Here is a 26,772-nt window from a genome sequence, read left to right as displayed (position 1 = left end):
AGGTTCTCCAATCTCTGATTTAATTTATTGCCATTGTAACATATGCGGAAAAAGAAAGAGCTCCGGACGGGCATTTCTCCGGAGCCCTTCTATATTATTTCACCTGCTCGCCGCCTTCGGCCCGGACATCATAGTCATGGCTGTAGGAGGCTTCCATAATATTTTGATAGGCCCAGTGTGCGGTATCTACGTCGCTCCAAAACCGGTTGTCTACGCCGTACAAAGGACCGCGGTCGAATAACCGGTTCACGATTGTGACGGTCTCCGCACGGGTGAGCTCCTTCGATGGAGCAAAACTGCTGTCCTGGTAGCCAGCGATCACGCCGGACGCTTTACCCGCCGCGACGTACCCGGCGGCCCAGTGGCCCTGGATATCGTTAAAGGCAGTACTTGCCTCCGCGTCGCCCATTGGGGCCAGTTGTTTAATTCTGGCGGCAGTCACCGCCATTTCGGCGCGGGTTACGGCCGCTTCCGGCCGGAAATTCCCGCGCTCGTCCCCGACCATCAGGTTCTTCTCTTTTACAAACGAAATCGCTCCATTGGCCCAATAGCCGTCCGCCATATCCGGGTAAACCGCGCGGCTTGCCGTACCCGCATAGCCCAGGTTCCGCGCCAGCATCATGGCCATTTCCGCCCGGGTTACAGACTGATCGGGCTTAAAGGTGCCGTCCGGATAACCTTTGATGTACGCCTGGTGAGTGGTCAACTCTTTTCCATCCCAGCTTAGGATGGTAAAGGTACTGAATTTGTTCACCTGGAACTGGAGCCCCTGCTCCCCGTTTCCATAATCCACAACCGATCCGCGAACCAAGTCCTTCGATCCGTCGCTATGTTCGATATAAATCGCCAGCGAATCGAGGAAGGCCTTTTTCTCCTGCTCGCCGGTCGGTATAGTTACATCGCGCAGCGGCAGCACCAGGGTAACCGGGCGGCTCTGCATATTGGTTTCGATCGTCATGGGACGGCTCACCACGAATGGCGCCAGTTCCTTTGAAATGGTCGCAACCACCGGCTCTTTCACGGCGCGGTCGCGGATAACCTCTTGTTCGGACTTTTGTTTTACCGGCACCAATCGGAAATACAAATCATCCGGGAAGTTCAACAGCGAACCATTCGGTACGAGTACACTGCCGTTCTCCGTATAAATCTCCAGGTTTTTGCCCCCGGAGCTTACGACGTTCAACGCGGAAACCGGTACGTTGACCTGGGTCTCGCCGACCTCGTCCTTCTCGTCCGGAATGACGACTCGCACGGTCGGCTGATTTGCGGCCACGGCCTTGTCCACCGCTTCCTGCGCCTTCTCCCGGCCGAGGGTTACATGATCCTTGACGAGCCCGTCCGTTCCGGTGGTACGCTGAATCTTCGCTTTGGAGACTTCGGATTGACCTTGGCCCATATCCACAATGACCTCAATCTCCTTGGTGTTGCCTGCCGGTGTTGGTGTAGGTGCCGATGTCGTGTTGCCGCCTGAACCGCCGGAAGTGCCGCTACCGGACCCGCCGGTAGATCCGCCGCCATTAGATCCGCCGCCGCTTCCCCCGCCGGAGCCGCCGTCACCGGTAGGTCCGCCGTCGGATGGGTTGGGATTGGATCCCGGAGCCGCAGCCTGGATGGTCAAATGGAATGTGCCGACGGTGCGGCTGGCATCTGCGGCAGTCGCTTTTACGGTTACAGTTCCCGCCGTGTTGGCGGTCAACAAGCCCACGTCGGAAATAACTGCGGAGCCCGTTTCATTCGCAACCGTCCAAATCACGTTCTTGTTGGTCGCGTTAGACGGTTTTACCTCCGCCGCAAATTGAAGCTTGTTTCCGGCAGTGACCGAGGCCGTGGATCCTTCGCTCGTCACTACAATCTCGTTCACTAGAATCGGCGTCACCGTTATCTCCTGAGTCGCAAAAACACCGCTGCCGTCGGCCGCCGTAGCGGTGACGGTTACCTTCCCAACCCCCGTTACCGTGAGCAGACCGGTAGCGGCATCCACTGTCGCCGAGCCCGTTCCGTTCTGCACGCTCCAAGTCACACCGCGGTTATGGGCGCTGTCCGGCTGCACGTTTGCGGTCAACTGCAACGTATTTTCAACCTGAACGGTGTCGGGCGAAGTGATCGCAATGGAAGATACGGGGATCGCCGGAGGCGTCTTAACCGTAATGGTCTTGCTTCCGCTAAGGAACGGATTCTGTACCGAAGTGGCGACAACCTTTACTTGACCGGGAGTTAACCCGCTGACCTCACCGCTAACGGGGTGAATCAAGGCTTGGCCGTCCAAAGGCACTATACTCCAGGTTACCCGTTTGTCCGTCGCGTTAGATGGGGTAACGGTTGCAGTCATAGACAACTTGCCCCCCGTATACACTTCATCGGTCAAAGAAGAAACCGTAATTCCGCTCACATCGACCTGAGGCGGAACAATTTCAATTTGCATCGTTTTTCTCAGGTTGGGATTGCCGAGGGATATGGCCATTACTTCGGCTCTACCCGTCTGCGTTGTGGTCAGTACGCCATTCTCATCGAAGCTTCCGTAGCCCCCCGGCAGAGTCACGGGTTGTCCCTGATCGTCAACCCCCGGCGTCGGCAGGTTGTTGATTGACCAAACCACCTTTTTGTTAAAGGCGTCGGCAGGCAGTATATCCGCCATAAAGTGTAAAGAATCTCCCAAAGTAACTTGGGTTGTATTTTCTTGATTGCTAATCGTCATGCTGGTGGGCAAGGTCTGCCCTTTAACCATAATCTGCTTTGTGGCCCGGATGACATTGTTCTCATCGGCCAAGGCGTACACCTCGACGATTCCCGGATAAATTCCCCACAAAATACCGGTCTCCGAATCGATGTTCGCTACCCCGTCCCTATATAGAACCGACCAATGAATTCCTTGATTTGTGGAATTGGTCGGCAGCACTCGGGCGGTCATCTGCACGGATTCGCCCACGTACACTTCCTCAACATCTCCGGTTATTTCCACACTGTCTACATTCACAATTGAATCCGTTGCATACGCAACTTGCGTTCCCGTATAAGCGGAGGTCAGCACAAAGCTTGCCGACAATACGAAAGATAGAACCGCTGATAACCATTTGTCCTTTTTCAATTCTGGGTTGCTCCTTCTTGGATGAAATAAACTTTAGCGACGTTCCATCTCTCACTACGTTCCGATGTCCTCTTGTCTGTGAATCCCTGCTGTCTCCGCCTCTCCCTTTTTAAGTGTGAATATGCAATAAGTCTTTATCGGAATAAATTTAGAGGATTTTAATATTGTCGGCTTGAAATAATTTTTGCCAAAAAAATCCCCCTCTCGGAAAACGAGTTGACGTTTCCTAAAGAGGGAGGAGATATCGGGAGTGCGACTTTAGCGGAGTCAAGTTTTCGCTTGGATAAGAAGCCTACCACGTATCGGCGTAGGGTGCGACGGTTGCGGTAATCTCGGTACCGTCATCGATCTCCAATTTCAATTCACACTCCTGCGTAGGGTGCGACGAAATACGCCGCCCTTTATGCCGAATTGCCCGACGGATTTCAATCCACGCACCCGTATAGGGTGCGACTGGAATATACAATCTGGCGGCGGCCTTACGCGGATTTCAATCCACGCACCCGCGTAGGGTGCGACGTGATGATGTAGATGGCGGAGATGCACATTCTGGACATTTCAATCCACGCACCCGCGTAGGGTGCGACACGCTGCAACTCGTGACTTGGTTTGCTGATCTTAAATTTCAATCCACGCACCCGCGTAGGGTGCGACAGTTTTCCGTTACTGTTACGCATGCGCATGTCGATATTTCAATCCACGCACCCGCGTAGGGTGCGACAACCTTTCCTCTTGTCCGGGATGATACCCAGCAACCATTTCAATCCACGCACCCGCGTAGGGTGCGACTTAACATCCTGGTTAGATATGCTGAATTTGATGAGGATTTCAATCCACGCACCCGCGTAGGGTGCGACGGGCTCTTTCCCTCACCTACCCAAGCCAACTCCGGCATTTCAATCCACGCACCCGCGTAGGGTGCGACATCACTCCTTTTCTGCTTCCTCAACTTCCTCAATATTTCAATCCACGCACCCGCGTAGGGTGCGACAATCCGCGGCCTTAAAGCGATCCAACGCGAGGCGAAATTTCAATCCACGCACCCGCGTAGGGTGCGACCCGGGCCAACTCGGCGGCCGCTCTAATCGAAGTTACATTTCAATCCACGCACCCGCGTAGGGTGCGACTTGGCAGCATATTTGATCGGCCCTGATGGCAAGCCATTTCAATCCACGCACCCGCGTAGGGTGCGACATTAACTACACCAATCAATAAACCCCAACAAATTAATTTCAATCCACGCACCCGCGTAGGGTGCGACTGGCATGAAGATGACTTGGTAGGCCGGCTGTTAAAATTTCAATCCACGCACCCGCGTAGGGTGCGACGGTATCTACGAGCCAGCTATTCACCATTTGACGGTTATTTCAATCCACGCACCCGCGTAGGGTGCGACGCGCGTACCGCCGTAATTGGAGATACCTTGATATGTATTTCAATCCACGCACCCGCGTAGGGTGCGACGCTTGCGCTGATGCCGCTTCCTGTCGAATGGTAGATTTCAATCCACGCACCCGCGTAGGGTGCGACTTCGTTCCCTTCCGTTGCTGGAAATTCGGGGTCGGATTTCAATCCACGCACCCGCGTAGGGTGCGACGGTCCAATTGAAACGAAGGAAAACAGCATTACTCTAATTTCAATCCACGCACCCGCGTAGGGTGCGACTCGGGGTAAGACCTTACTTCGAATTAGTAGACCTTATTTCAATCCACGCACCCGCGTAGGGTGCGACCCATCACAATCAAAGCATTTTGCCTCTTTGTATTCATGATTTCAATCCACGCACCCGCGTAGGGTGCGACATATCAGGCCCTCTTTTGAAAATAAGCGAATTATATTTCAATCCACGCACCCGCGTAGGGTGCGACTCCGATTTTCGGCATAAAATAAGTAATGATATGAAAATATTGCTAATTATTATCCTTTATTTGATAAATATTCTCCCTTCATACGTCAAATCAGCTGAACATTATGGAAAATTAAGTATATTCCTTAGTGCGAATCCCCCGGGAAAATCATGTTCGCTTCACATTCGCACTACAGAATGAGGGGGCCCTCCAAATCGAGGGCCGCCTTGATTCCCACATGTTCCACTTTATTCTTATACTGATTGCCCAACTGATAGAATCGAAGGCTATCTTGCTCCGGATCAATGAGTTCCATCAACTTGATTTTTAGTGTCGCCCATTGCGCCGCATCCACGATACACTCGAATACGGAGTTTTGAACACGCTGTCCGTAATTTTGACATGCTTTAGAAACCTGACGTAGTCTTCTTTGCCCTGCTGCATCAACGGTACTTACATCATAAGTAATCAGTACCAGCATCCGATCCACCTACTTCCATAAAAATGGAGGGTACTCATCCAGATCCCCGCGCAAGTATCGAGCCAACAGCAAGGCTTGAACGTGAGGCACCAGCCCCCAGGCGATATTTTCTCCCAGGTAGGGGTGAGTCATTTTCTCTTGCTTCCTGCTCTGCCAGGCGGAAAGGAACTTCTTGCGAGCGTCCTCGGTCATTAGTACGGCACCGTTCTCCTTGCGGACAAAGTCATTTGCAGTCACTATCTTTTTATTGATCAGCGAAAGGACAAACCGGTCGGCAAATACCCCGCGTAGTTCCTCCATCACATCCAGGGCCAAAGACACTCGCCCCGGCCGGTCGCGATGCAAGAAGCCTACATAGGCATCCAGTCCGACTCCTTCCAGCGCAGAGGCCGTATCATTGGCCAGCAAAGTGTAGGCTAAAGACAACATGGCATTGACATGATCCAGCGGAGGTCTCCGGGACCGAGTATGAAAATAAAAATCCTCTTTCTGTTGCAAAATCATGGCGTCCAGCAGTTTGTTGTAACTTAACGCCGCCTGCCCCTCCAGCCCTCTCAGCCGGTCCAGGTCCTCACATTCCCGGATGGCCATCATCAGTTCCGACAACTGGAGTGAAGCTTCCTTAAACTGGGGCACGTCAATCCGCAAAGGATAATCCCGAGTCATTCTTTCCAGCATCCATTTGTGGTTGTACACCTTACCTAAAATAAAGTTACGCGCCACTCTGGCTGACAAAGTCTCGTTCTCCGAGATGGCATATTGCTTCTTGCGGAGTACCACATTCCCCCGGCTAGCGCCGATGACTCTAGCCAGAAATCTCCCGTTTATCGTCATGAAGACGATAGAGATATTCCGCTCCGCACAATAGCCCATCAACGCGGGGCTCGCCCCGGTATATCCAAAAGCGATAATCGATTCCAGATTATGCAGCGGCAAGCGGCCCAGTTTCTCCTGCTCTTTCAAAAGTACGATATTGTCGCCATCGAGCGATAAATAAACGTCCGGCTGATTAATGAACAGCGTATTTAGCAGCTTCTTCATTCCTTCAGCTTCCCTTCAATATAGCTTCGCACCGAACGCTTTTGCAGAACCTCCGGCAGACACACCGACTTCAAGGAACAGCTTTGGCAAAAAGAACCCACCTTCACCCGGGGCGTATGTCTTCGCCCATAGTAATCCCACATTTGTGCAACAATTCCCCGTACCTTATCTTTCAATTCCGTGGTCAATGGTACTTCGACTCGGCGTTTAATTTCATTCCACCGGAACGGAGCAGAGCAGCATTTCCTCCAAGCAAATCGCCTGCGCCGCCAGTTGCAAAATATCCGCGTCGTTCTTTTTAGGCTTGCCCCGCTTATATTCCACGGGGCAAGCCTTGTACCTTCCTTCGGCCTCGCTAATTTCAACACCATCTTCATCTCGAATAAATTCGACTACATCGCAAATCCCCGTGATTTTCAGTTCCTCGGACTTAACGGGAAGCGCCCGTACGGTCAGCTTGTCGCCACGCTTCTCCCTAACGAATGGCTGATCGGCTTTACGATGCAGATGCTGGCCTTCAATCGTTCCAACATTTTCTTCCCATTGCTGTTCGATATGAATCAGTGCCCACTGGCGCTGGCAAAATTGAAAATGCTGAATGCCGGACAGCATCAGATAATCATCTTCCGGATTAGCGTCCATCCAAAACTTCGGCCTTCAATCCATCCAAGTCATAGAGTTCGATGGCATAATCCTCAAAGGAACGCGGTTCCTCCACCTTGGATTTGACCTGTAAGGAGCGATGCACCTTGGCGGAGGAGTATTGCCCCAATTTGGAACTATGCTCCCACCAATACACTTTATGCACCTCCATGCTGCCCTCCGGTCTGGCTGACGATAGGTCATTTTCAAAGAGCGTCAAAAGGGCTTGTTTTATTTTTTCCGCATCTTCGTTAGTAAAGCCGGTTTTCTCCGCCAATTGGGTATTGATACTTCCATAGAAAACATACAGCCCGAAATCAACGCGGTGCTTCATCCCCATGGTATCGGACCCGCGGTCTTTGCCCGGCTCCGAGTTGACACTCTTGGTAATCTGCATACTACTAATGTCGATGGGATCTACACTTCTGGCCGTATGAATGGACACGGGTCCTCTTACACCGACCGAGACGCCTCCGCCATTACCGGTTCCTTTGAAGGCAAACACTTGTCCGAAGCTGCGCACATCGATCCATTCCCGGCAAGCCGCCTTGGCAAAGTCGTCGCTCGAACTCGTTTTTGCCTTCAAGATTTGGTTCAGCTCCGCGTTACCTTCGGCACGCTCTCTTAAACTATCGTACTCATCCACTTTACGATCGTTCGATTGTACAAAAATCGTTTCCCCCATATCCTGCAGCCGATTTCTAATCTTCCGTTTGAGCGCCACATCCGAAATTTCTCCATAACCGTCATAGTTTTGTCGCGGACGGTTTCCATTTAGCGGATCGCCGTTGGGATTGGCGCAAGTCACCGACAAGACAACGGCAAAATCGATTTTATGGTCCAAACTGCTCATTCCAATCACTCCTCCATATTTGATGATGTTTCCGCTTCCGTGCTGCTTTCTTGATTTTTACTTTGATAAAAGACATGTCTCTGACTATAAAAGCCAAGCAAATACTTGCCGGATAACGGTTTGTTGTTAAAATCCTCCGGTTTGAACTTGAACCCGATTTCGTCGATCACTCTTGTCCAAAATGCGGCATCCCTGCCCAATCGGGCCAAATAAGGCTGCAGACCTTCCTGAATAATCCGCCAGGTCCGTTCGGGGTGCTTGGAGAATGCATTCATATAGCGTATGGCATTGGTTGCCCGCTTCTCTTCTTTTCCAAGCGCCCGTCTTTCAAGCACATCGGCCACGGCCAACATGCGTCCGAACAAATAGCTGCGGTCGTCGCTGTTTACATCAAGTGCCATTCCGATTCCCTCCTGTTTATCCGTTAAATGCTTGTTAATTAAAGCGCAGGCGATACTTAGCGTCTTCTCCCACTCCCAATTTTCCATGCCTACAGGATTGGAGGCCCGGTTGACCGCGCTCGTGATAATATCCAAAGGAACCCCTCTACCGTCCACGATACATGGAAGCATGCGTTCCATCAGACCTTTGACAACCTTATCTCCCGCCCTGGGCCCGTAGGCCGCAAATGCGATGTCTTTGGTGGCCGGAGCCCCGTAAAATGCGACAAATTCACCCTGGTCGTTCTTCCGGTACCGGTGAAGCCAGGCACAGGTGCTATGCCATTTGGCAAGCCTGTCCAAATACAGCTCCTTATTCATATTCCGGAAGTACAAAACCGCCATACGGCCTGTAGTAGCGGAATCCAACACCAAAATATAAACGGTCGGCTGGAGCTTGCTGTCCACTCTTTCCCCAAGTTTATTCCTGTATCCGTCCAATGCTTTGGCTACTTCCCGGGCTAGCGCTTCATTCGTATTGGACTTGTAAACCACAGCCGGGATGGCGTCCGGATCCAGTGCGAACGTGTCTTCCGACGGATCGGGAATATATAACGAATCATTGCCCCACACCAGGAATACCCGTTGATCTTATCGTCTTTCCTTGACGGTTAATGAGCCATTTCAGGGCATTGTGCGCTTTTTGAGATACCTCATAGCTGATGTTGGCGGCATCCCTGCTCTGAACAAAACGCCCGCGAAAGGTAAATCCGCTGGTATCGTTCGCCGAAATCAGCTTGGCCTTATCCGCCGCATTGCGAATTTTGTTCGCATGCCGTTCTGTGCTGGGCAGACTTTTTCCTGTGACGTAACAGATGTCTTCCTCACCCAGCCGCTCTTGGTAATAAGCGACAAAAGAATCGTACACTTCGCGATCTTTCCAGACGTCCGCTAAAATACGATCCGGCGAATAGACATTGAACCGGACAAACGCACTGGTTTGGTCTCCCGCTACGACGCCAAAAATATCCGGTTTATCAGGATACCGTGCTTCATATTTTTTGTCCCATTTCTCAATCAAACGGTTGTCCTCATCCACCGCCAGAACATGTTGATGTTCGACCAGGTCATGGATCAGCGTTCTTTTGCTGAGATACCGGTAAATGCTTACTATTTTGGGGTGAGCATAAGGTGACTCCGCCCAATTCCGCAATTCATGTATGTAAGTTTCAAAAGGCTCCTCACCTTTAATTTTCCCGCCGTAAGCCACAAAGTCCCCCGCCACGTAACTTAATTTGTCATGCAGCGGGTAAGGTGCGATGACGGACCCCGCCCGGCTGGCGGACTTCTCGGTACAGGGAATCAAGGTACTTGCGTCGCTTTTGTCGATCACTTTTGCCGAGTGGAACTCGCCCTCCTCCGTAATGAGCACCTCGATATGTGCATTCTGAGTCGTATGCGAGACGGGGAGGAGTGTGTATTCCCGGCCGTTATTCAGTTCAATCTCGCCTACACGATCCAGATTGGCTTCATAAGTTTCATATAAACTGAGCAGCCAACTCATAGATATTCCTCCTCTCCCCAACTGGCCAACAGTTGGTCTGCGGATTCTACATCCGACGAATCAAAGCGCTTCGGCTGCATCTCCGCTATCACGCGGACCTGTGAACATTCCTCCGGTCGTGGAAACGAAATGATTCCGTCCTTCATTACCGGCTGCCACAACCGTACTTCCAACTGGTCTCTGCCCGTTTCATCCGGGTAGTTGATCCCATGCACCATCGTGCCAAGGTGGATTTCGCCATAGTCGTCATAATAACTCTCACCTTCTCCAAACCGGCAAGGCTCCACGTATCCCTGACACTCCCGAGTGCCGAGAAAAATATCCCTCCGTCCTCCTGCCTTAACGCTGCGCATAAGAATATTATGGTGTTTGTGCTCGTTCCGATCGTAAGCCATATCCGGACGGTTCATATTGAACTCAAAATGGCATCTGACTTGATAATGCACGTCTTTTAAGTAGGTGTAATTGGCAAGCGTATTACCGCCGCTATAGTCAATGGGGCGAACCCCCTTGGACTCCATTCGAATCGCCTTCATTACCCGGATCTCGTCGACGATCATAAGAATCGTAGGCTTCCAATAGATACTTTCACATATCCCTTTGATCGCCTGGTAGGTCGGGACCTGGTAGCTCAGCTTCTCACCGCCAAGCTTCGTCAAGGGATCGGTGAATAAGGCATAATCTCCATAGACGGAAAATTCAACAGAATTTCTGATCATATAGATTCACCTCCTTTCGAGTTCACTGTTACGCTTTATTTTTCAAAAAAAACTAGCCCCCGACCAGCTCTCATTCTCCAGATCTAACCCATACTCCTCGTTATAAGCACCGTCTTTTAGCACCCGTACCTGTCCATCCAGACAGTATTCCAGACCGCCGTTTTTACTCAATTTCTCCAACTCATACGGAAAAAGATTTACAGTGAACTGCTGCGCCTTCCGCATCACCCTGCCGAAATCTTCGATACTTTTTGCCCCGTTCAACTCGGTAATGATCTCCTCGCCTTCTCCATACGGCACAATGACCGGTGTGGTCATATTATCGATGACGTGAAAATGCTCTGCGGCCGTTCGATAGCTATTGACCAGAAACAGAGGGGGCCGCTTTTGATGGCTAAGGCAATAGTCCTGGAAATATTTATTCTCCTTATACCCGGCAAAGAGTAAGGTGGTCATGTCTACATTCAATTTCGGAACATTAAAGTCCAGGAATGGCTTCACTTCCGTATAAAACCGCTGAAAGTAATAGGTCATGGCCTGCACCGACAAAAGATCACCGCCATAGCTGGATGCCTCATGCTGCAGATCGATGAGCATCCGCTTCGCGATTTCCTTGCCCTTGCCGATTTCCTGCAAATGCCGCAAATTCTCTTCCGCATGATCAATCAAATAGACCTGCTGCAAGGTGTCTTCCCCGTGCCGGTTACATCTTCCGGCCGCTTGAGCCAGGGAATCCAGCCCGGCCAGCGAACGAACGACACATTGAAAGCTGACATCGACACCTGCTTCGATCAGCGGTGTACTGATGCAAACCATTTGCTCCTGATTCGCTAGATGTTCGCGGATTTTGCCCAGCCTGTCCTTCCGATGCGCCGGACACATCGACGTGCTTAAGTGATAAACCGGGATCTCCCGCAACTGTTTAAGGAGACGCTGATACAAATCCTTCACTACTGCTTTGGTGTTCAGAATAATTAGAATATTGCGTTTTTCCTTCAGCCTATGGAGGACAAAGTTGGCCAGCTTCTCGTTCGTGTATTTTTCATGACTTGCTTCATCCATCAGTTCTACACGCTTAAACGCCGTAATCACTTGACCCAGATCTTGAATCATTTCTGCATTCGGTTGGATCTGGAGCTGATGCTTCACAAAGTTTAGCGCCGGTTGGGTCGCCGTGCATAGCACGATACCCGTACGGCAGAAATCATTAAGAAAATTCACCGCTTCATTAAACAAAGACACACAAGAAACCGGCACTTTCTGAACTTCATCAAAAATAATCACGGACTCGCTAAGGTTATGCAATCTCCTAATATTTCTGCTGCCCTTGGCATAAAACACATTCAAAAACTGCACCAATGTAGTGAAGATGACGGGAGAGTCCCAGTTGTCCTTGGCCAGCTTTAGCTTTTGCCGCACATTCATAAGCCCGTCATCCGCCTCATCATCCCCATCCAAATCTTCAATCACATTGGAATGGTGCTCCAGAATATGAGCGTCATCCTGCAAAATTCTGCGGACTTCGGCAGCATTCTGCTCAATGATCGTAGTGTAGGGCAACAGATAAATAATATGTTTTTTGCCATGGGTTATCGCATGCTTCAAGGCATATCGAAGGCTCGCCAGCGTTTTCCCGCCTCCCGTAGGAATGGACAGCGTGTAAATCCCCGACGGCCTATCTGCAAATCGGTCACACTGCTCCGACATGGCGTTCCTTAACTTGTTAATGGAAGAAGCGGAGCCTGTCTGCTTACCCATGGACTGGATCACAGCCATCAATTTATCGTAATAACCCTGAAAAAGTTCCTTGGCGGGATGAGCCTCCTCTTCTCCATCAGCAACATTATCCTCGAAGCGCCTTGTATCCGTACGGTCCCCGTCAATTAGAGCGCTGAATACAAACTTTGTTAAAAACATGCATTTAGCTTCCCTGCTAAAAGAAGAAGGAGCCAACAAATATTGTTTTAGTTCCCTTGCAGCCTGATCGACATAATGCTGAAACTCCACTTCACTCATCACTTGTTCAAAGAAACGGCGCACACTTTCGTCATAATCCGCTATATCTTCTTTGTCTCTGACTCGCCGTAAATAGGGGGATTGCAAATCCGGGTCCAGATAGTCATGTATGTAAGAATGGTGGGATATAATGGCGTTGCCCACGATTTCAGCCAGTATCCCCTTTTCCAGCTCGATGTTGCTTTTGTGGAATAAATCGTAGAGAAGTCGGCCACCTGCTGTGGAATGATCTACGCTCCCGCGTTTGGGCGGAGCTTCCGGATGATTCACCGCCTCAATCAGATAATTCTGAAACGCGTTCGAGAATTTCCCCATATCATGCAGCAAACCCGCCAGCCCGGCTATATGGGCGATTCCGAGCTTTGCCCCAAATGATTCCGCCAGCTTCCGAACTCCGTGCAGATGAGCACACAGGGATTGTCGTCCCCGGTCGCTTTCACGGATATGAGCGATAAACTCCATAACCCTGCCTCCCCTACGGAAATTAGTTCAAAATATTTATTCTAACGATAACTATCTAATTCTATAGAACTATTAAATTCCCTTTCCAAATTTCTACATTATTCTATGTTTATTGCTTTTTTTCAAGTGTGTGTCGTCAGTCCCCAAGTTGGGCACACATCTATTGGATAAAAAAGAACAGCCCTGCCGGGCTGCCTTCTTTAAAAGTATTTTAATTTTGCGTCCGAAGCGTCATGACAGTATTAGCAAAAGTTGAGAAGCTCCCGACTCTGACACCTGTAATTCTAAATAATGAAGGTGCCTGCCGCACTTTCAACTCCAAAGGATGAAGATTTGCAGGAATTCTATGTTAGTTAAAGTTGTCTGGTGGAGCACTTGTTAATCGTTACGCTGGTTGGTCACGATTTATTTTTTAATCCACGCACCCGCATAGGGTGCGACGCAAAGCACTTTGTTATCCACACGCTGGAATATATTTCAATCCACGCACCCGCATAGGGTGCGACGGAGCCAGTAGGGGAGTGCCTCGGGTGCATTGATATTTCAATCCACGCACCCGCATAGGGTGCGACGGTATTATAAAGAGCAAAACCGGAATGATTTATGATTTCAATCCACGCACCCGCATAGGGTGCGACGACCCAAGGATGGTTAGCTCTTATGGTCTTATCAATTTCAATCCACGCACCCGCATAGGGTGCGACTTCTTTAACATTTGATGTCCCAATAATATCTCCTATTTCAATCCACGCACCCGCATAGGGTGCGACAATATTCTTCCCGGAGACAAAGCATCGGCGGTGGTATTTCAATCCACGCACCCGCATAGGGTGCGACATTCGTTGGCGTAGGTAATAGCCAAAAAGACCAAATTTCAATCCACGCACCCGCATAGGGTGCGACGAAACTACGGTAATATACACACAGCCCAATATGATTTCAATCCACGCACCCGCATAGGGTGCGACAATTGCGGATGATGGTCGTGGTGGAGTTGTCAGTATTTCAATCCACGCACCCGCATAGGGTGCGACTGTATACATTATCTTCGTAATAATACCCCGGGGATTTCAATCCACGCACCCGCATAGGGTGCGACTTCTTCGATTTCGATATGGACAAAGCACCCGGCCCATTTCAATCCACGCACCCGCATAGGGTGCGACTCAACTTTATATATTAATCAACAACGGATCAGACATTATTTCAATCCACGCACCCGCATAGGGTGCGACAGCGTGTTTTAACATATACTGTTAAAATGTCGCTTTAAAAATTACAAAATCACTACTTTAAACAAATAAGTGATTAATTTTTCTGTTTATTTTATGAAAATAAGGATACTAAAGTAAAATAATTTGGTGCGAATCCCCCTAGGAAATCATGTTCGCTTCACATTCGCACCAAAAGGATATGCCGCTTTATCATTAACGGGAATTCCTCCCGTTAATTTGGTGCCTAAGCGGCTGCTGAGGCAAATTAGCTGGAGAAACTCCCGTTAATTTGACCGAAATTGCGTATATCGGCCATTAGGTCGCGAAATAGATGGAACTTTTCCAGTTAAATTGGCTCCAAAGGTCAAGATCGGTAAATTAACTGGAGGTTTTCCCGTTATTTATGGTTAAGCGTATAGACTCCAACGGTGGGGCTTTATATCTACATGGTGAATGTCGTCAGCAACGTTTAACCTGCAACTAGTAACTAGGTTGGGAGATTCCCATGAAATCCCCCACTTTTTCCACATTATACCTTAGGAAAATATCCCCGGAGAAGCTGGCTATCCTACACGAAAAACAGACGATAACCGTTCAAGGCAGATACGCGATTTTCGAGGTAATCGGTGTTCTTGCCTTCGCCTCCGGCACTTCGGCCGGGTAGCCGGCACCCAGGACGCCGATGACATCGTAACCTTCCTGAACGCCGAGAACCTCGCGGTTACGGGGCGAAGCGCCGATGGACGACCAGAATACGCCGGCGCCCGCTTCATGAGCGGCCAGCATGAAGTTCTGGATAAAGCAGGAGACCGCCATCACATTCTCGTCGCGCTCCAAAGGCGTTGGCGCAGGTTTCGACAGGACTGCAAGCACGACGGGCGCCCCGCCAAAATCGGTTTTATGGCCCAAACCGGTTCTGGTTTCCGGCCCGACAACCAAAACCTCCCAAGGCTCGTTCATCCGGTGGTTGGGAGCGAAGCTGGCGGCTTCCAGCCAAGATAGCCATTCCTTTTCATCGATCATATCGGGTTTAAACGCCTTTATATTTCTCCGGGCCTTAATGGCCTCTATCACCTTACTCATGATTTCCATCCTCTCCTTCACTCGCAAATACCTATGTATACGACAAGTATACGATTACAAATGTATACATCTTCCTGGAGATTGTCAAAGTAAAGCAACTCTGCTCTATTTCTTAAGTTACCAGGCTGTCTCAACATTTAAAATCCCCCCGCTTCATTCGAAGCAGAGGGATTCTCTTCATCAGCTTTCCGTCGTCTGTGCTTGCGCTTCCGTTTGGGCTTCATCCGGATTCGGCTGAGATTCATGCCCCTGACGGCCGCCCTTATCCGGCTGCGTCCCGTTCACGATCTCCAGCGCTTGATCCGCCAAACCGGCCTTGCGGCTGTCATACTCCGTCTGCGTAATTTTGCCGTCGGCCAACCGCTTGTCGAGCGCGGCGGTCAACTCGCTCGTGACGAGGTCAACGACCGATTGCTGGGACACGCCGTTTTCGTCAGCCAGGGTAGCCAGAGACTTGCCCGCACGCAAGCCGGTTTTCAACTCGTCCGCTGTCACACCGAGCAGCGAGGCGATGCCCTCCTTATCCAGATGAGTTCCGCCGCGTCCGCCAAACCCGCCTTTTCCGCCCGGCACCCGGTTCACCAGTTCCGCCGCTTTCGTCGAGACTTCGGCTTTTTCCATGCTGTATTCATCCTGCGTCAGGCGGCCTTCCGCCAGCTTCGCATCCAGATTCGCAGTGAGTTGCTCCGAGACCAAATCGATCACCGACTGAACCACGATACTTTGCTCACCAGCCAGGGTCGCCAACGTCTTCCCTTCACGCTGGGCCGTCCGCAGCTCCTCCTCGGTCATCCCCAGCAGCGATGCGATCGCCGCGTGGTCCAACTTTTGGGCGCCGCCTCTCTTTTTCATCGTGCCTTTCGCGGACGTATCCGTTGAAGTGAATGATTGCTGTGTGCCGCCCGCCGTATCCGCCGCCGCGGCATTAGCTTGTCCGGCCAGGGCGGCACCGCCGCCTAATGTCATCGTCAGAGCAAGCGCACCAGCTGCAAGTAGTTTTTTATTCATGAAGGTTTCCTCCTCAGTTAAGTGTTTATGAGCTTTGTCTGGCTGCTTTAAGACTATCCAGTTCCGCCTGCACCTCATCCTGCTCCGACCAGTCCGTCAGACGGGAAGTCGGTTGACCCACCGCTTGATAGGCTAGGGTACTAGCTTCCAGCCGCATGATCTTTTGCTCCATTTGATCGAATCCACGGGAAATTCGGCCCGCGTCGATCGCCGGAACAGTACGCGCCGTAGCCCGCAAAGCCGCCGCCGCGTTCATGCGCGCCATCAGGAACGTCAGCTTGTCGTTCAGCTCCCGGCGCAGGTCGATCAGGCGCCCCAGTTCCTCGCGCAGGGCCTCCATCTGCTGCCGGATCGCTTCGCGCTGCTCCATGTAGGTCTGATGCAGCTTCGCATGATGCAGCTTCTCCTGAATCGCCAGCTTCGCGATATCCTCCTCGCCGCGGTCCACCGCAAGCTTGGCCTGGCGGGAACGCTTGTCCACCACCTGGATGGTTCTGGCGATCAACACATCGAACTGCTGCTCCGCCGCGATTTGCACCTCCAGCGCCGCGCGGACCTTGTCGATCTGCTCCTCCAGCTGCCGGATATAATATTTGGCCATGCTGACCGGGTCCTCCACCTGATCCAGCAGCCGATGCACATCAGCCGCGGCAATATCTTTGATTCTTCCGAAAATCCCCATGTGGTTAGTCCTCCTTTTTATGTTGATCCCGTTCCCATTCATCCAGGAACCGGCCCCGGCTTACACTGGCTTCCATCGAAGAAGTGTAGGCGATTAGAGCCTGGGGGGATGTATGGTTAAGATGATAATTTCCAAATCGTCGGTACAGCCAAAAAGCGAGAAGCAGCGCGATCACGCCCCAAAGCGGCGTCAGCAAACTTAGCGTGCATAAGGCCGCGAATCCGGCTCCGATCCATTTGAGCATCCCCGTACCTTTTGCAAAAAGAGCTACGCCCCCGAGCAAGACCGCCAGTTTCAGCAGCGTTGTTCCTGCCGAGGCTGCTGCGGCTGCCGACCCGGCCAAACCGGCCGTCTCCGGCTTCATCCGCCCCGCCTCCTTCATCGCGAACGCAAATCCATGCTGACCGTGCCGCATCCCATCATGCCATGCCTGGCGGTGAGGGAGCGGTTCGCCGAACGAGGGCGCCATGCTCATTTTGAATGCTAAGGCAATCAGCAAGATGGCGATTCCCGCAAGGGCGATACTCAGAAGCATTGAAGATCGTTTCATTGGCGTTCACCTCCTTCCGTGATCTCCATGGCCTTATCTTAGGGCAGGAACCTTTAGTGAATCTTAAATGGAAAAAAAGCCGATCGCGTGGCGATATGGGCCGGTGCTCTGGGAGAATAAATAGCGGCCCTAAAGGGCACTGACGTTGCATTAACCCTGACATAGTGCTGCCGGTCCGCAGCTTTTTCTGGCCGTCCGTTATAATAGCGGCGTTTTGGGCCGCTATTTCGTCCAGATTCGCTTTTTCGGGAAGAATAGCGGCTAAAAAGGGCCCTATTTCTCTGATGCGAGCTCAAAAATCCGGTTTTTGCCCGACTTTCTCTAAAATAAGACCCCAAAATGCCGCTATTTCGCTCCAACCGTTCATTTTCGACAAAATAGCGCCTCTCCAGGCCCCTATCCACCTGCCCCCCCTGCCCTCATCTGCGAGAAAACACGGCTACCACGCAACAATCTTTACTTGTACTGCATTTCTGCCACTTTCCTGGTTTTTTTCGCACAAAAAAAGCAGCCCCTAAGGGCTGCTGCTGCCTCAACTCAACAGGCCGCTTCAACTTTCAACGCAAAGGCCTGTCTCTGTCTCTGTCTCTGTTTCTGCTTTTGCTTCAATTTTTAAACGCCTTATCCCGCTCCGACCATAACGGATACGATGCTTTTCTGCAGCTCGGCCGCCGTTTGCGCCCGGTAAGGATCGGCGTCAAAAAGAATCGCGTCCGCCACGTACCCTTCCGCGATCTTCCCCAGCTCGCCGCCGCTGCCGAGAATCTCGGCGGCCGTCCCGGTGGCGGCCCGCCACGCATCGGCCCAGGACAGGCCGTAATCCTTCAAGACGTCCAGCTCTTGAAGGTTGTGCCCGTGCAGGGCGGGGGTGGCGTAATCCGTGCCGAAGCCGATCCGGACGCCCGCACACATGGCATAGGCCAGCGCCTTCGGATGGGCTTCGGCGGCGCGAGCCGCCCGGTCGCGGATCACCGGAGGCAGGCCCAGCACGCCATGCGGATCGGCCGCGATGCGATAAATCGACGCCGTGGGCACAAAGGCGCCCACAGCTTCGGCAAGCCGTCCGGCCTGATCCGCCGTCAAAAACATCCCGTGCTCGATGGACTCCACTCCCGCGGCGATCGACCAATCGACGGTGACTCCGCCCCAGGTATGAACCATCACCTTTTTGTGATGCTCATGCGCATGGCGGACGATAAAACGGAACTCCGCTTCGGAGAAGTTCGGATCGAGCACCTGCTCCGCCGGCGTTCCCAGGCCGCCTGTCGCCATGATTTTGACCCAGCCCGCACCGGTCTCATAAATCTCAGAGAGACGCCGTCCCAGATGTTGAACCCCGCGGGCATCGGCCGCCCCCAACATATCGCTGCAGGTCTGTACCCGCAGGGGCTGCCCATAGTGCTCGACGATATGCCGCACGGTCCCGGGCCGAATCCCGCCCGCATCCCTCGCCGTCGTCACGCCGGTGCGCAGGGTGGCTTCAAAAGCCCGGGCCTGCATCACTTCCACCTCATGCGGATCCCGTTTCAACTGATCGGCATGGTCAAAGTCGGTCCAAGCCAGATGGGTATGCAGATCGATCACGCCCGGACTGATCCAGATCTCCCGGGCCGCCTGATCCGGTTCGGCTGGACGGCGCGGATCGGCTTCGGTAATCGAGGCGAACCGGCCGTCTCGGATCGAGATGTCAAACCTTTTCTCCCCCATCCCCGCTATATACACTTGATGAAGGGTTTGGGGCTGCGATGCAGGGCTTTTGCCGATCATGGTCTCATTCCCCCCATACTTTCTTGATCGCTTCGACAGACGGTTCGGGATCGCGGTTCACCAGCCCCGCAAGTGTCCGGATGGCTTCTTCGACGCTCTCCCGGCAAGCGTTCGCTCCGAAGTGGTTGATGCGCAGCAGCTGTCCGAACAGCTCCCCGTCTCCGGGAGCGACGATGCCGATGGGTTGGCCGATCCGCAAACCCGGTTCACCGGCGATCTGCACGGTCGTCGTCAGCGTCGAATAATATCGGCTGTCCTTCTGCCATGGCGCGATCCCCAAGGCTTGGATGCCCGCAATCGCAGAGGCGGCGGCCCGTTCATGCCGCCGAATCACCTGCTCCAACCCTTCCTCCTCCACGCGCGCCAAAGCGGAGATCAAAGCTCTGGCCTCCAGGGTCGGAATATTCGGCGGCACCCGTACCGGCGCCGTTCCCTGCTCGTTCGGCTTCAAATCCAGCAGGGACAAGATGGAGTTGCGCGGCGCATGGGCGTTCGATTCAAGGAAGTCCCAGCCGCGCGGGGAAATGCTTACGGCGCTGACGCCGTTGGGACCGGCCAAGGCTTTTTGCGCGCCTACCGCCACGAAGTCAACGCCCCACGCATCGACCGGCAGGGCCTCTCCCCCCACCGCCGACACGGAGTCCATGACCGTGATGAGGTTGAACTCGCGCGCCGCCTTTAATATGTCTTCAGCCGGATTGGAACCGCCCGTGACCACTTCCGCCTGCACAAAAGAGAGCGCACACGGTTTGTGCCTCTCTATCGCCCTCCCAATTTCATCCGCGGTAACGACCTCGTCGAACGGGACTTCCACTTGGACGACTTCCGCGCCGCCGCGTTCCAGCCACTTGCCGAACAAGCTTCCGTAAGGGCCCGTCACCACATTCAAAATCTTCCGGCCGGGCGAGGCGATCCCCGCGGCCATCGCCTCGATGCCGAGGATCGCCTCCCCGGGAATGATCACGGGGGCATACTGCGTTGACAACAGCTTGGAGAGCTGTCCTGTCAACGTCTCAAACTCGGAAAGCGACAGCGGTACGAATCCGGCAAAGCCTCTATTTTTAGGTTCTTGACTCATGATTACCTCCTGGTGTTGTGCTGAGCTTCGGCATTCTCGGAACCGCGGACAGCAGCTCGCGGCTATATGCCGTTTCGGGGCGGGCGAAGAACGGAGCCTTGGCTTGGACCTCCACGAGCCTCCCCTGTTTCATGACCGCCACGGTATCGCTGATTTCATGAATGACTCCCAGATCATGGGAAATAAACAGCATGGTCAGCTGAAGCTCCTCCTTCAGCGTGTTAAACAAGTCCAGCACGCTGCGCTGAACGGATACATCCAGCGCGCTCGTCGGTTCATCCGCGATCAGTATGCGTGGTTCCACGCTTAAAGCGCGAGCGATGGCGATCCGCTGCCGCTGGCCGCCCGAGAATTCATGGGGATACCGGTCCAAAGCGTTCCCCGGAATGTGGACCCGGTCCAGCCATTCCCTGCACCGCCGCTCGACTTGCTTGCGGTCCACGATACGATGGAACAATAACGCTTCGCTGAGGATCTGCCGGATGGAATGCTTGGGATTAAGCGAGGCGTCGGGATTCTGAAAAATCATCTGAATCTTTTTATGCTGCTCGCGGCTTCTCTTCTTCGTCAAGAGTTCCGATTCCAGTAGAATCTGCCCTTCATCCGGCGCGATCAACCCGGCGACAACCCGGGCCAGCGTCGATTTCCCCGAGCCGCTCTCGCCGACAAGACCGAGCGTGGCATGCCGCTCTATGTTTAAATCGACCCCATCGAGCGCCGTAAACCCGCCATAATGGACGGTCAGATTTTTGACTTGCAGGGCTGACTCCATATTAAACGCTCCCTTCCAGCTCAGGTACGGGAAGCACCGAGTTCATCAGCATTTGCGTGTAAGGATCTTGCGGATTCTGCAAAAGAGCCCGGGCTTCTCCCTGCTCAACGATTCGCCCTTCCTTCATCACGCACAGCTTGGAGCACATCGCCGCCGCAATGGCCAGGTTGTGCGTGACGAAGACCATGGCAAATCCCAACTCTTTCTGCAGCGCCGAAATCGTCTCGATGATTTGCCGCTGCACGGTGACGTCCAGCGCCGTGGTGGGCTCGTCGCAGAGCAGAATCCCCGGCTTGCACGCCAGGGCCATGGCGATGACGACGCGCTGACACTGTCCGCCCGACAGCTGGCTCGGATACCGGTCGGTGTGCTTTAAAGAATCCGGCAGTCCGAGCCGATCGAGCAATTCCAATGCGGCCGCGCGCGAAGCCTTCCGGCTTAATTTCTGCCGGTAGTACACGACTTCCGTAAGCTGCTTCACGACCGGACAGAGCGGGTCCAGCGCCCCGCGGGGGTCCTGAAACACCATCGCGCTGCTCGCCCCGCTTTGGATGGCTCCTCCGACCTTCTCCACGCCCCGGGGAAGAAGCCCCAGGACCGCACGCAGCGTAAGCGACTTGCCGGAGCCCGATTCCCCTACCAAGCCCAACGTTTCTCCTTTGTTCAACGTGAAGCTGATCGTATCGACTAAGATTTTGCCGCCGGGTTTGGCCGCCAACGACAGTCCTTCTACTTCCAGGAGCGGTTGTATCGACATCATTTTTTCCTCCATAAATCGGCCAATCCATCCCCCACCAGAGACAACGCGATTCCCGTATACACGACGGCAAATCCGGGAACCGCCGACAGCCACCAGGCTGTGGTGATGAACGGCTGACCGTCGAAAATCATCGTCCCCCAATCCGGGGTCGGCGGGGTAATGCCGATGCCAAGATAACCAAGCGTCACGATCGCCACGAGCAATCCGACCATGTCCGTCATAAGCACTACAATGGCCTGCGGCAGCACGTTAGGCAAAATATGGCGCAGCATGATCCGCACTCCGGGCAGTCCCAAGGTCCGGGCGGACGCTACCCATTCCTGACGGCGAAACGAGGCCGTTAGCCCCCGGGTCACTCGGGCGAATACGATCCAGCCTACCAGGATAAAGGTGATATAAATACCCCGCTGCCCGGCACCGCTGGCAAAAGCGACGATAATGACAATCAAGTAGAACGGAAAAGCGATGAATGTGTCCGTAATCAGCGAAATGACCGTATCGAGCCATTTTCCGTAATATCCCGCGATCATTCCCAAAAAAACGCCGACGCAGAACGGAATGATCTCGGCCAGGACCATAATGGTCAAATCCGTCCGTGCGGCGTAGATCAGCCGCGTGAACAAATCGCGGCCCAACTGGTCTGTCCCCAGCCAATGTTCGGCGGACGGGGGCTGCAAAAAAGCGCTCAAATCCTGCTTCGTGGGATCATAAGGGCTGATCAGGGGAATCAACACCGCCAGCAAAACAAGGACGGCCAGCATGATACTTCCCGCCAGAAGGGAAGGGGTCCGCCATAATCGGCTTAGAGCGCCCGTCTTCCCGTTCCTTGGCGTTGGAGAGTCTATCGTTATAGGTTTCATGATGTTCCTTTCGTTCTGGGATCAAGCCACCAGGATAGGATCTCAATCAGGAGACTGACGATAACGACCCCGATCGCACAGTAAAGGGCGATTCCTTGAATGACCGGGAAGTCCCGATTGGAAATGGAAGTGAACAGCAGGCTGCCGATTCCCTTAATGCCGAACACCTGCTCAACCACCAGAGTGCCGCCGATCAGATACGAAATATTTACGCCGAGCAGCATCAGCGTCGGAAGAGCGGCATTCCGCACCACATGCTTGAACAGAATCACCCTGCCGGGAATTCCCGCCGCCTTCAAGGTGACCACAAAATCCGATTCCAACACTTCAAGCATTTGGACGCGCAGCGACCGAATCAGGGTGGGAATTTGCGAAAAAGCCACCGTAATCGCCGGAAGCGCGAGGCTGTGCAGGGTACCGGCCCAGCCTTCCCCGATCCCGCCGACCGGGAACCAGCGCAGACGGACACTGAACACCAGAATCAAAAGTAAGCCAACCCAGAAGATTGGCATACCCAGCGTGACGGTAGGAAAAATACGGATCAGATGATCCAGCAGCTTGTCTTTCTGCGTAGCGGCCAGCGTGGCGAGCAAAAGGGCGATCACGATCGCCGCGATGCAGGCCATCCCGATCAGCAGCAGCGTCACGGGTGCCCGTTCGGCAATCAGCTCCCGGGTGGAGGTTCCGGCAATGATGGAATTGCCGGTGTCCCCCTGCGTGAACAATGTCTTCACAAACCGGACAAACTGCTCCCACAAAGGGAGATCCAGCCCGAGCGTATGGCGCATTCGCGCGATGGCCTCGGGCGTGCTGTACTCTCCCAGGATCATTTTGGCGGGGTCCCCGGGCACGATGCGGATGAGGAAGAACACGGCGGTCATCACGAGAAGGATGACGGCCGCGGCTCTCAAGACGGCTGTCGCAAGCCACCGGTATGATGCGGTCCCCGCCGACTTCGTCAACGTTCTGCCGGATCTTATCATTTCTGAATACGCACTTCTTCAAAGCGGAGGCTTCCGTTTGGCAAAACCGTGAGGCCTTCCACGGAAGAGCCGACGCCCTTCAGAATATCCGGATAATAAAGCGGGATGTAAGGCACTTCATCCGCCAGAGTTTGCAGCAGCTTGGAGTACACCGCGGCACGGCCATCTCCATCTGGCGTCTTTTGCCCTTCATGCAGCAGCTTGGTCACTTCATCATTGGTATAATGCGTCCAATAAGATTTGCTGAAGCCCTCCGGATCGGTCTGGAACGCGATAATCGAGTTCGCGTCGGGCGAATCGGCCTGGCCGCTGTTCAGCATCGCCGAGAAGTCATAAGCAAAGAAACGCTCGCGGAACGTGGCCAATTCAATGGATTCGATCTCAATATTGATTCCGATTTCCTTGCCCGCGGCCTGAATAATTTGCGCTTCCTGCGCGCGGGTGCTGTTTCCGGACGCAACGAGCAATTTGGTGGAGAAGCCGTTAGGGAAAGCCGACTTGGCCAGCTCTTCCTTGGCGGCGGTCACATCGAAATTCAACGGTTGGATCGTATCGTTGGCGTTGTAAGGAATCGCCGTCGGCAGCAGCGAATTCGCCGGTTTGGCGTATCCAAAGGTCAGCGCGTTGGTCAGCCCCGCGCGGTCGATGGCCAGTGCCAGCGCGCGGCGAACGTGTACATCGGAGAAATGCTCGTCCAACGTATTGAAGAACAGCTGCTCCGTCACCCAGCCGCCATTGGTCAGTACTTTTGTGCCGGGGCCCTGCTTGATTTCATTGGCATTTTGCAAGGCCAGGGACTCAATCGCGTTCACTTCCCCCGCCTTCAACTGGTTGATAGCCTGACTGTCATCCTGAATCAGCTTGTAAACCAGCTTGTCTATATAGGGTTTGCCTTCCTGCCAGTAATGCGGATTTTTCACAAAAGTCACATCGCCCGCCGGGTCCCAGTTGTCGACCACAAACGGTCCTGTGCCCACCGGTTTCTTGAAGAACTCCTCCTCGGAAACCCCGCCGAAGTCTTTCGGAATAATGCCGTTCGAGAAATTGGACAACTCGGAAATAAACGGCGTGTACGGTTCCTTCAACGTGATGACGAGCGTGCGGTCATCCTGCGCTTTCACCGCGTCCACTTTGGCCGAAATCGCGAGCGGACCGCCGACTTCCAAGTGCCGCTGGAGCGAAAAGACCGCATCTTCCGCCGTAACCGCATTGCCGTTGGAGAATTTCAAGCCGTCGCGCAGCACGAACGTATAGGTCAATCCATCCTCGCTGATCTTGTGGGACTCCGCCAGCCAGTCGACGATGTTGCCCTCGCTGTCGAAGGTAACCAAAGATTCGAACACTTTATCGATCGCAAAAGCGTTGTTCGCCGTAATTTGATTGTGCAAATCAAACGAGTTCACCGCGGCGGGCCGTCCATACACGAATGTTCCGCCCTTAGCGGGTTCGGTCGAATTGGCGCTTGAATTCGCGCTCTCCCCGGCTGCTGGGGTTTGTTCCGCGGATTTAGTGCCTCCCCCGCATCCGGCAACCAACCCCAATAATAAAATGGTCAATAAGCCTAGCCCTGCCGACTTCTTTAGAGATGATCCGAAACGCATCACAACTGCCCCCTTAATTACTAATTTCTTATAATTCCTATTGAATTAATATGGCAATAGTATGGACCAGTCCTCTATATCTGTCAACAAAAATTGACAAAATGCGATTTGGATCTATAGTCCCTTTTTCAACCCCGGAACTCTCTTTAACATCCCGGCAGCGGCAAAGGTAAGCGGCACGATTAGCGCCGCCGCGACGACGAACTTCAAAAGAGGGAATATCGTCCAATGGCGCATGGCGTAGGTGACGCCCGTGACGAACAGCGGATGAATGATATACGCGGCAAAGGCGGCACCGGTCAGCCAGGCGGTGTATTTTCCATAAGGATGGTTACGGGCGTCCCGAAAATAGACGAGCAGGCCGTAGCTGAGCGCGAAACCCAGCACGGGGTCGGCCGCCGAATAGACGGCGGATTGCCATGTCCAGCCGCCCATGTACGGCGAGATGTCATCCGCGGCCCCGCCAAACGCCAGCACGGCCAAGAGCAGCACAAGCACGATCAGAGCCACTGTTCTCCATCTGCGTGCCTCCACCGCGGTCAGCTTTTCCAGCCACCGCCCCCGGCTTGCGGCGATGCCGCCGAAGAACAGGGCGATATAAGCGGGGAAGTACCCCAACTGCAAAGAAAAGAACGTTTCCCCGACCGGGTAAACGAGCCGGACCGCGAAGTTGCCGAGCGAAACGGCAAGCAAATACCCGCAAAAGAGCCCTGGGCCCGGGCTTAACTCGCGCATCCCGAAGCGGACCGTTAATTTGTCCGCCGCCTGCCGGTAAAGCGCGTATCCCCCGCAGAACAACAGCAGCGCCACCAGAAACCAAAGCGGTCCCACCTGGAATTCCACAATTCCCCGCCAAGAGTCCGTTAACAGTTCATGGGCGGCATAAGACGCGAACGAGCCTTTGAACCCTTGGGAAATCCCGTTGACCAGCGGCCCGATTACGGTCATATATGCCAGGATCGGGAGTCCGAATCGCAGCAGACGGTCGCTCAAAAACCGGGCTCCCCCTTTTCGGTCATAGGAAGTCGGCGTCACATATCCCGAGATAAAAAAGAACAGTCCCATAAAAAAGGTTTGGTTGACCGTCGTGAAAATGGTCAGGATCGTTTCGGACACCCCGTCATTCTCCGGGTCGACATAATACCAGTCGCCGGCCCCGCCATATGTAATCGCGGTGTGGTGAAGGATAACCAGGATCGTCATAAACGTTTTCAGCCGATCCAGATAAACTATGCGCTTTGCGCTATGTATCATATTGCAGCCCCCATTTCGCTAATGCGTGATCGATGCTACCTTACCATGGAGTTCCGCCTCTTTTCACCGA

At 53.3% G+C, this 26,772-nt stretch carries 18 protein-coding genes, 2 pseudogenes and 2 CRISPR repeat arrays; all 20 genes and pseudogenes read right to left on the bottom strand.

Annotation, left to right across the window (positions count from 1 at the left end):
* Positions 1–94: 94 nt before the first annotated feature.
* On the bottom strand, positions 95–3,085 hold the full coding sequence (locus FRY98_RS19270; protein WP_148454996.1) for an Ig-like domain-containing protein: 2,991 nt from the start codon (positions 3,083–3,085) through the stop codon (positions 95–97).
* Positions 3,086–3,439: 354 nt separating this feature from the next.
* Positions 3,440–4,953: a CRISPR direct-repeat array (repeat unit 32 nt; unit sequence ATTTCAATCCACGCACCCGCGTAGGGTGCGAC).
* Between the two features lie 169 nt (positions 4,954–5,122).
* A complete protein-coding gene (gene cas2 / locus FRY98_RS19265; RefSeq protein WP_148454994.1) occupies positions 5,123–5,413 on the bottom strand; it encodes a CRISPR-associated endonuclease Cas2 in 291 nt (96 codons plus the stop codon).
* 9 nt (positions 5,414–5,422) lie between these two features.
* Complete coding sequence (gene cas1c, locus FRY98_RS19260) at positions 5,423–6,454, bottom strand: type I-C CRISPR-associated endonuclease Cas1c (protein ID WP_148454991.1); 1,032 nt, start codon at positions 6,452–6,454, stop codon at positions 5,423–5,425.
* A pseudogene (cas4, locus tag FRY98_RS19255) lies at positions 6,451–7,096 on the bottom strand (CRISPR-associated protein Cas4). Before cas4 ends, cas1c begins: the two are co-directional and overlap by 4 nt.
* On the bottom strand, positions 7,086–7,949 hold the full coding sequence (gene cas7c, locus FRY98_RS19250) for a type I-C CRISPR-associated protein Cas7/Csd2 (protein ID WP_148454989.1): 864 nt from the start codon (positions 7,947–7,949) through the stop codon (positions 7,086–7,088). The pseudogene cas4 and the gene cas7c overlap by 11 nt, the downstream one beginning before the upstream one ends.
* Before the next feature lie 5 nt (positions 7,950–7,954).
* A pseudogene (gene cas8c, locus FRY98_RS19245) lies at positions 7,955–9,893 on the bottom strand (type I-C CRISPR-associated protein Cas8c/Csd1).
* A complete protein-coding gene (gene cas5c, locus FRY98_RS19240; protein ID WP_148455880.1) occupies positions 9,890–10,609 on the bottom strand; it encodes a type I-C CRISPR-associated protein Cas5c in 720 nt (239 codons plus the stop codon). The pseudogene cas8c and the gene cas5c overlap by 4 nt, the downstream one beginning before the upstream one ends.
* A gap of 45 nt (positions 10,610–10,654) precedes the next feature.
* Positions 10,655–13,090 carry a CRISPR-associated helicase Cas3' gene (gene cas3 / locus FRY98_RS19235; RefSeq protein WP_148454987.1) on the bottom strand — a complete coding sequence of 812 codons (2,436 nt, stop codon included), beginning with the start codon at positions 13,088–13,090 and terminating at the stop codon, positions 10,655–10,657.
* Between the two features lie 409 nt (positions 13,091–13,499).
* Positions 13,500–14,325: direct repeats of the CRISPR family, unit length 32 nt; unit sequence ATTTCAATCCACGCACCCGCATAGGGTGCGAC.
* A 573-nt stretch (positions 14,326–14,898) separates the two neighbouring features.
* Entirely contained in the window at positions 14,899–15,396 is a 498-nt protein-coding gene (locus FRY98_RS19230; RefSeq protein WP_148454985.1) for a nitroreductase family protein, read from the bottom strand.
* 171 nt (positions 15,397–15,567) lie between these two features.
* Positions 15,568–16,395, bottom strand: a complete 828-nt coding sequence (locus FRY98_RS19225) for a hypothetical protein (RefSeq protein ID WP_148454983.1) — start codon at positions 16,393–16,395, stop codon at positions 15,568–15,570.
* Positions 16,396–16,420: 25 nt separating this feature from the next.
* Positions 16,421–17,077, bottom strand: coding sequence for a PspA/IM30 family protein (locus FRY98_RS19220; RefSeq protein ID WP_170287133.1), 657 nt, complete (start codon positions 17,075–17,077; stop codon positions 16,421–16,423).
* Positions 17,078–17,081: 4 nt separating this feature from the next.
* Positions 17,082–17,627, bottom strand: a complete 546-nt coding sequence (locus FRY98_RS19215) for a hypothetical protein (RefSeq protein WP_148454979.1) — start codon at positions 17,625–17,627, stop codon at positions 17,082–17,084.
* A gap of 621 nt (positions 17,628–18,248) precedes the next feature.
* The gene (locus tag FRY98_RS19210; RefSeq protein WP_148454977.1) at positions 18,249–19,394 is read right to left on the bottom strand and encodes an amidohydrolase family protein; all 1,146 of its coding nucleotides are present in this window, start codon (positions 19,392–19,394) and stop codon (positions 18,249–18,251) included.
* Positions 19,395–19,398: 4 nt separating this feature from the next.
* Entirely contained in the window at positions 19,399–20,472 is a 1,074-nt protein-coding gene (locus FRY98_RS19205; protein ID WP_148454975.1) for a pyridoxal-phosphate-dependent aminotransferase family protein, read from the bottom strand.
* Positions 20,456–21,244, bottom strand: coding sequence for an ABC transporter ATP-binding protein (locus FRY98_RS19200; RefSeq protein ID WP_148454974.1), 789 nt, complete (start codon positions 21,242–21,244; stop codon positions 20,456–20,458). The genes FRY98_RS19205 and FRY98_RS19200 overlap by 17 nt, the downstream gene beginning before the upstream one ends.
* 1 nt (position 21,245) lies before the next feature.
* Positions 21,246–22,004 carry an ABC transporter ATP-binding protein gene (locus FRY98_RS19195; protein ID WP_249043468.1) on the bottom strand — a complete coding sequence of 253 codons (759 nt, stop codon included), beginning with the start codon at positions 22,002–22,004 and terminating at the stop codon, positions 21,246–21,248.
* Positions 22,001–22,864 (bottom strand): ABC transporter permease, encoded by an 864-nt coding sequence (locus FRY98_RS19190; RefSeq protein ID WP_148454972.1) that lies wholly within the window; start codon positions 22,862–22,864, stop codon positions 22,001–22,003. Before FRY98_RS19190 ends, FRY98_RS19195 begins: the two co-directional genes overlap by 4 nt.
* Positions 22,861–23,847 (bottom strand): ABC transporter permease, encoded by a 987-nt coding sequence (locus FRY98_RS19185; RefSeq protein WP_249043467.1) that lies wholly within the window; start codon positions 23,845–23,847, stop codon positions 22,861–22,863. Before FRY98_RS19185 ends, FRY98_RS19190 begins: the two co-directional genes overlap by 4 nt.
* The gene (locus tag FRY98_RS19180; protein ID WP_249043466.1) at positions 23,844–25,448 is read right to left on the bottom strand and encodes an ABC transporter substrate-binding protein; all 1,605 of its coding nucleotides are present in this window, start codon (positions 25,446–25,448) and stop codon (positions 23,844–23,846) included. Before FRY98_RS19180 ends, FRY98_RS19185 begins: the two co-directional genes overlap by 4 nt.
* A gap of 114 nt (positions 25,449–25,562) precedes the next feature.
* On the bottom strand, positions 25,563–26,702 hold the full coding sequence (locus tag FRY98_RS19175) for an acyltransferase family protein (protein WP_148454968.1): 1,140 nt from the start codon (positions 26,700–26,702) through the stop codon (positions 25,563–25,565).
* Positions 26,703–26,772 lie beyond the last annotated feature (70 nt).

It is taken from the genome of Paenibacillus faecis, from assembly GCF_008084145.1.
In the GTDB taxonomy this organism is placed as follows: Bacteria; Bacillota; Bacilli; order Paenibacillales; family Paenibacillaceae; genus Fontibacillus; species Fontibacillus faecis.
This window is presented reverse-complemented; position numbering and strand designations above follow the sequence as displayed.

Bases quoted from the DNA above. Each gene is read 5' to 3' on its own strand.
- cas2 (WP_148454994.1), bottom strand. From the start codon at position 5,413: ATGCTGGTACTGATTACTTATGATGTAAGTACCGTTGATGCAGCAGGG.
- cas1c (WP_148454991.1), bottom strand. From the start codon at position 6,454: ATGAAGAAGCTGCTAAATACGCTGTTCATTAATCAGCCGGACGTTTAT.
- cas7c (WP_148454989.1), bottom strand. From the start codon at position 7,949: ATGAGCAGTTTGGACCATAAAATCGATTTTGCCGTTGTCTTGTCGGTG.
- cas3 (WP_148454987.1), bottom strand. From the start codon at position 13,090: ATGGAGTTTATCGCTCATATCCGTGAAAGCGACCGGGGACGACAATCC.
- FRY98_RS19230 (WP_148454985.1), bottom strand. From the start codon at position 15,396: ATGGAAATCATGAGTAAGGTGATAGAGGCCATTAAGGCCCGGAGAAAT.
- FRY98_RS19225 (WP_148454983.1), bottom strand. From the start codon at position 16,395: ATGAATAAAAAACTACTTGCAGCTGGTGCGCTTGCTCTGACGATGACA.
- FRY98_RS19220 (WP_170287133.1), bottom strand. From the start codon at position 17,077: ATGGGGATTTTCGGAAGAATCAAAGATATTGCCGCGGCTGATGTGCAT.
- FRY98_RS19215 (WP_148454979.1), bottom strand. From the start codon at position 17,627: ATGAAACGATCTTCAATGCTTCTGAGTATCGCCCTTGCGGGAATCGCC.
- FRY98_RS19210 (WP_148454977.1), bottom strand. From the start codon at position 19,394: ATGATCGGCAAAAGCCCTGCATCGCAGCCCCAAACCCTTCATCAAGTG.
- FRY98_RS19205 (WP_148454975.1), bottom strand. From the start codon at position 20,472: ATGAGTCAAGAACCTAAAAATAGAGGCTTTGCCGGATTCGTACCGCTG.
- FRY98_RS19200 (WP_148454974.1), bottom strand. From the start codon at position 21,244: ATGGAGTCAGCCCTGCAAGTCAAAAATCTGACCGTCCATTATGGCGGG.
- FRY98_RS19195 (WP_249043468.1), bottom strand. From the start codon at position 22,004: ATGATGTCGATACAACCGCTCCTGGAAGTAGAAGGACTGTCGTTGGCG.
- FRY98_RS19190 (WP_148454972.1), bottom strand. From the start codon at position 22,864: ATGAAACCTATAACGATAGACTCTCCAACGCCAAGGAACGGGAAGACG.
- FRY98_RS19185 (WP_249043467.1), bottom strand. From the start codon at position 23,847: ATGATAAGATCCGGCAGAACGTTGACGAAGTCGGCGGGGACCGCATCA.
- FRY98_RS19180 (WP_249043466.1), bottom strand. From the start codon at position 25,448: ATGCGTTTCGGATCATCTCTAAAGAAGTCGGCAGGGCTAGGCTTATTG.
- FRY98_RS19175 (WP_148454968.1), bottom strand. From the start codon at position 26,702: ATGATACATAGCGCAAAGCGCATAGTTTATCTGGATCGGCTGAAAACG.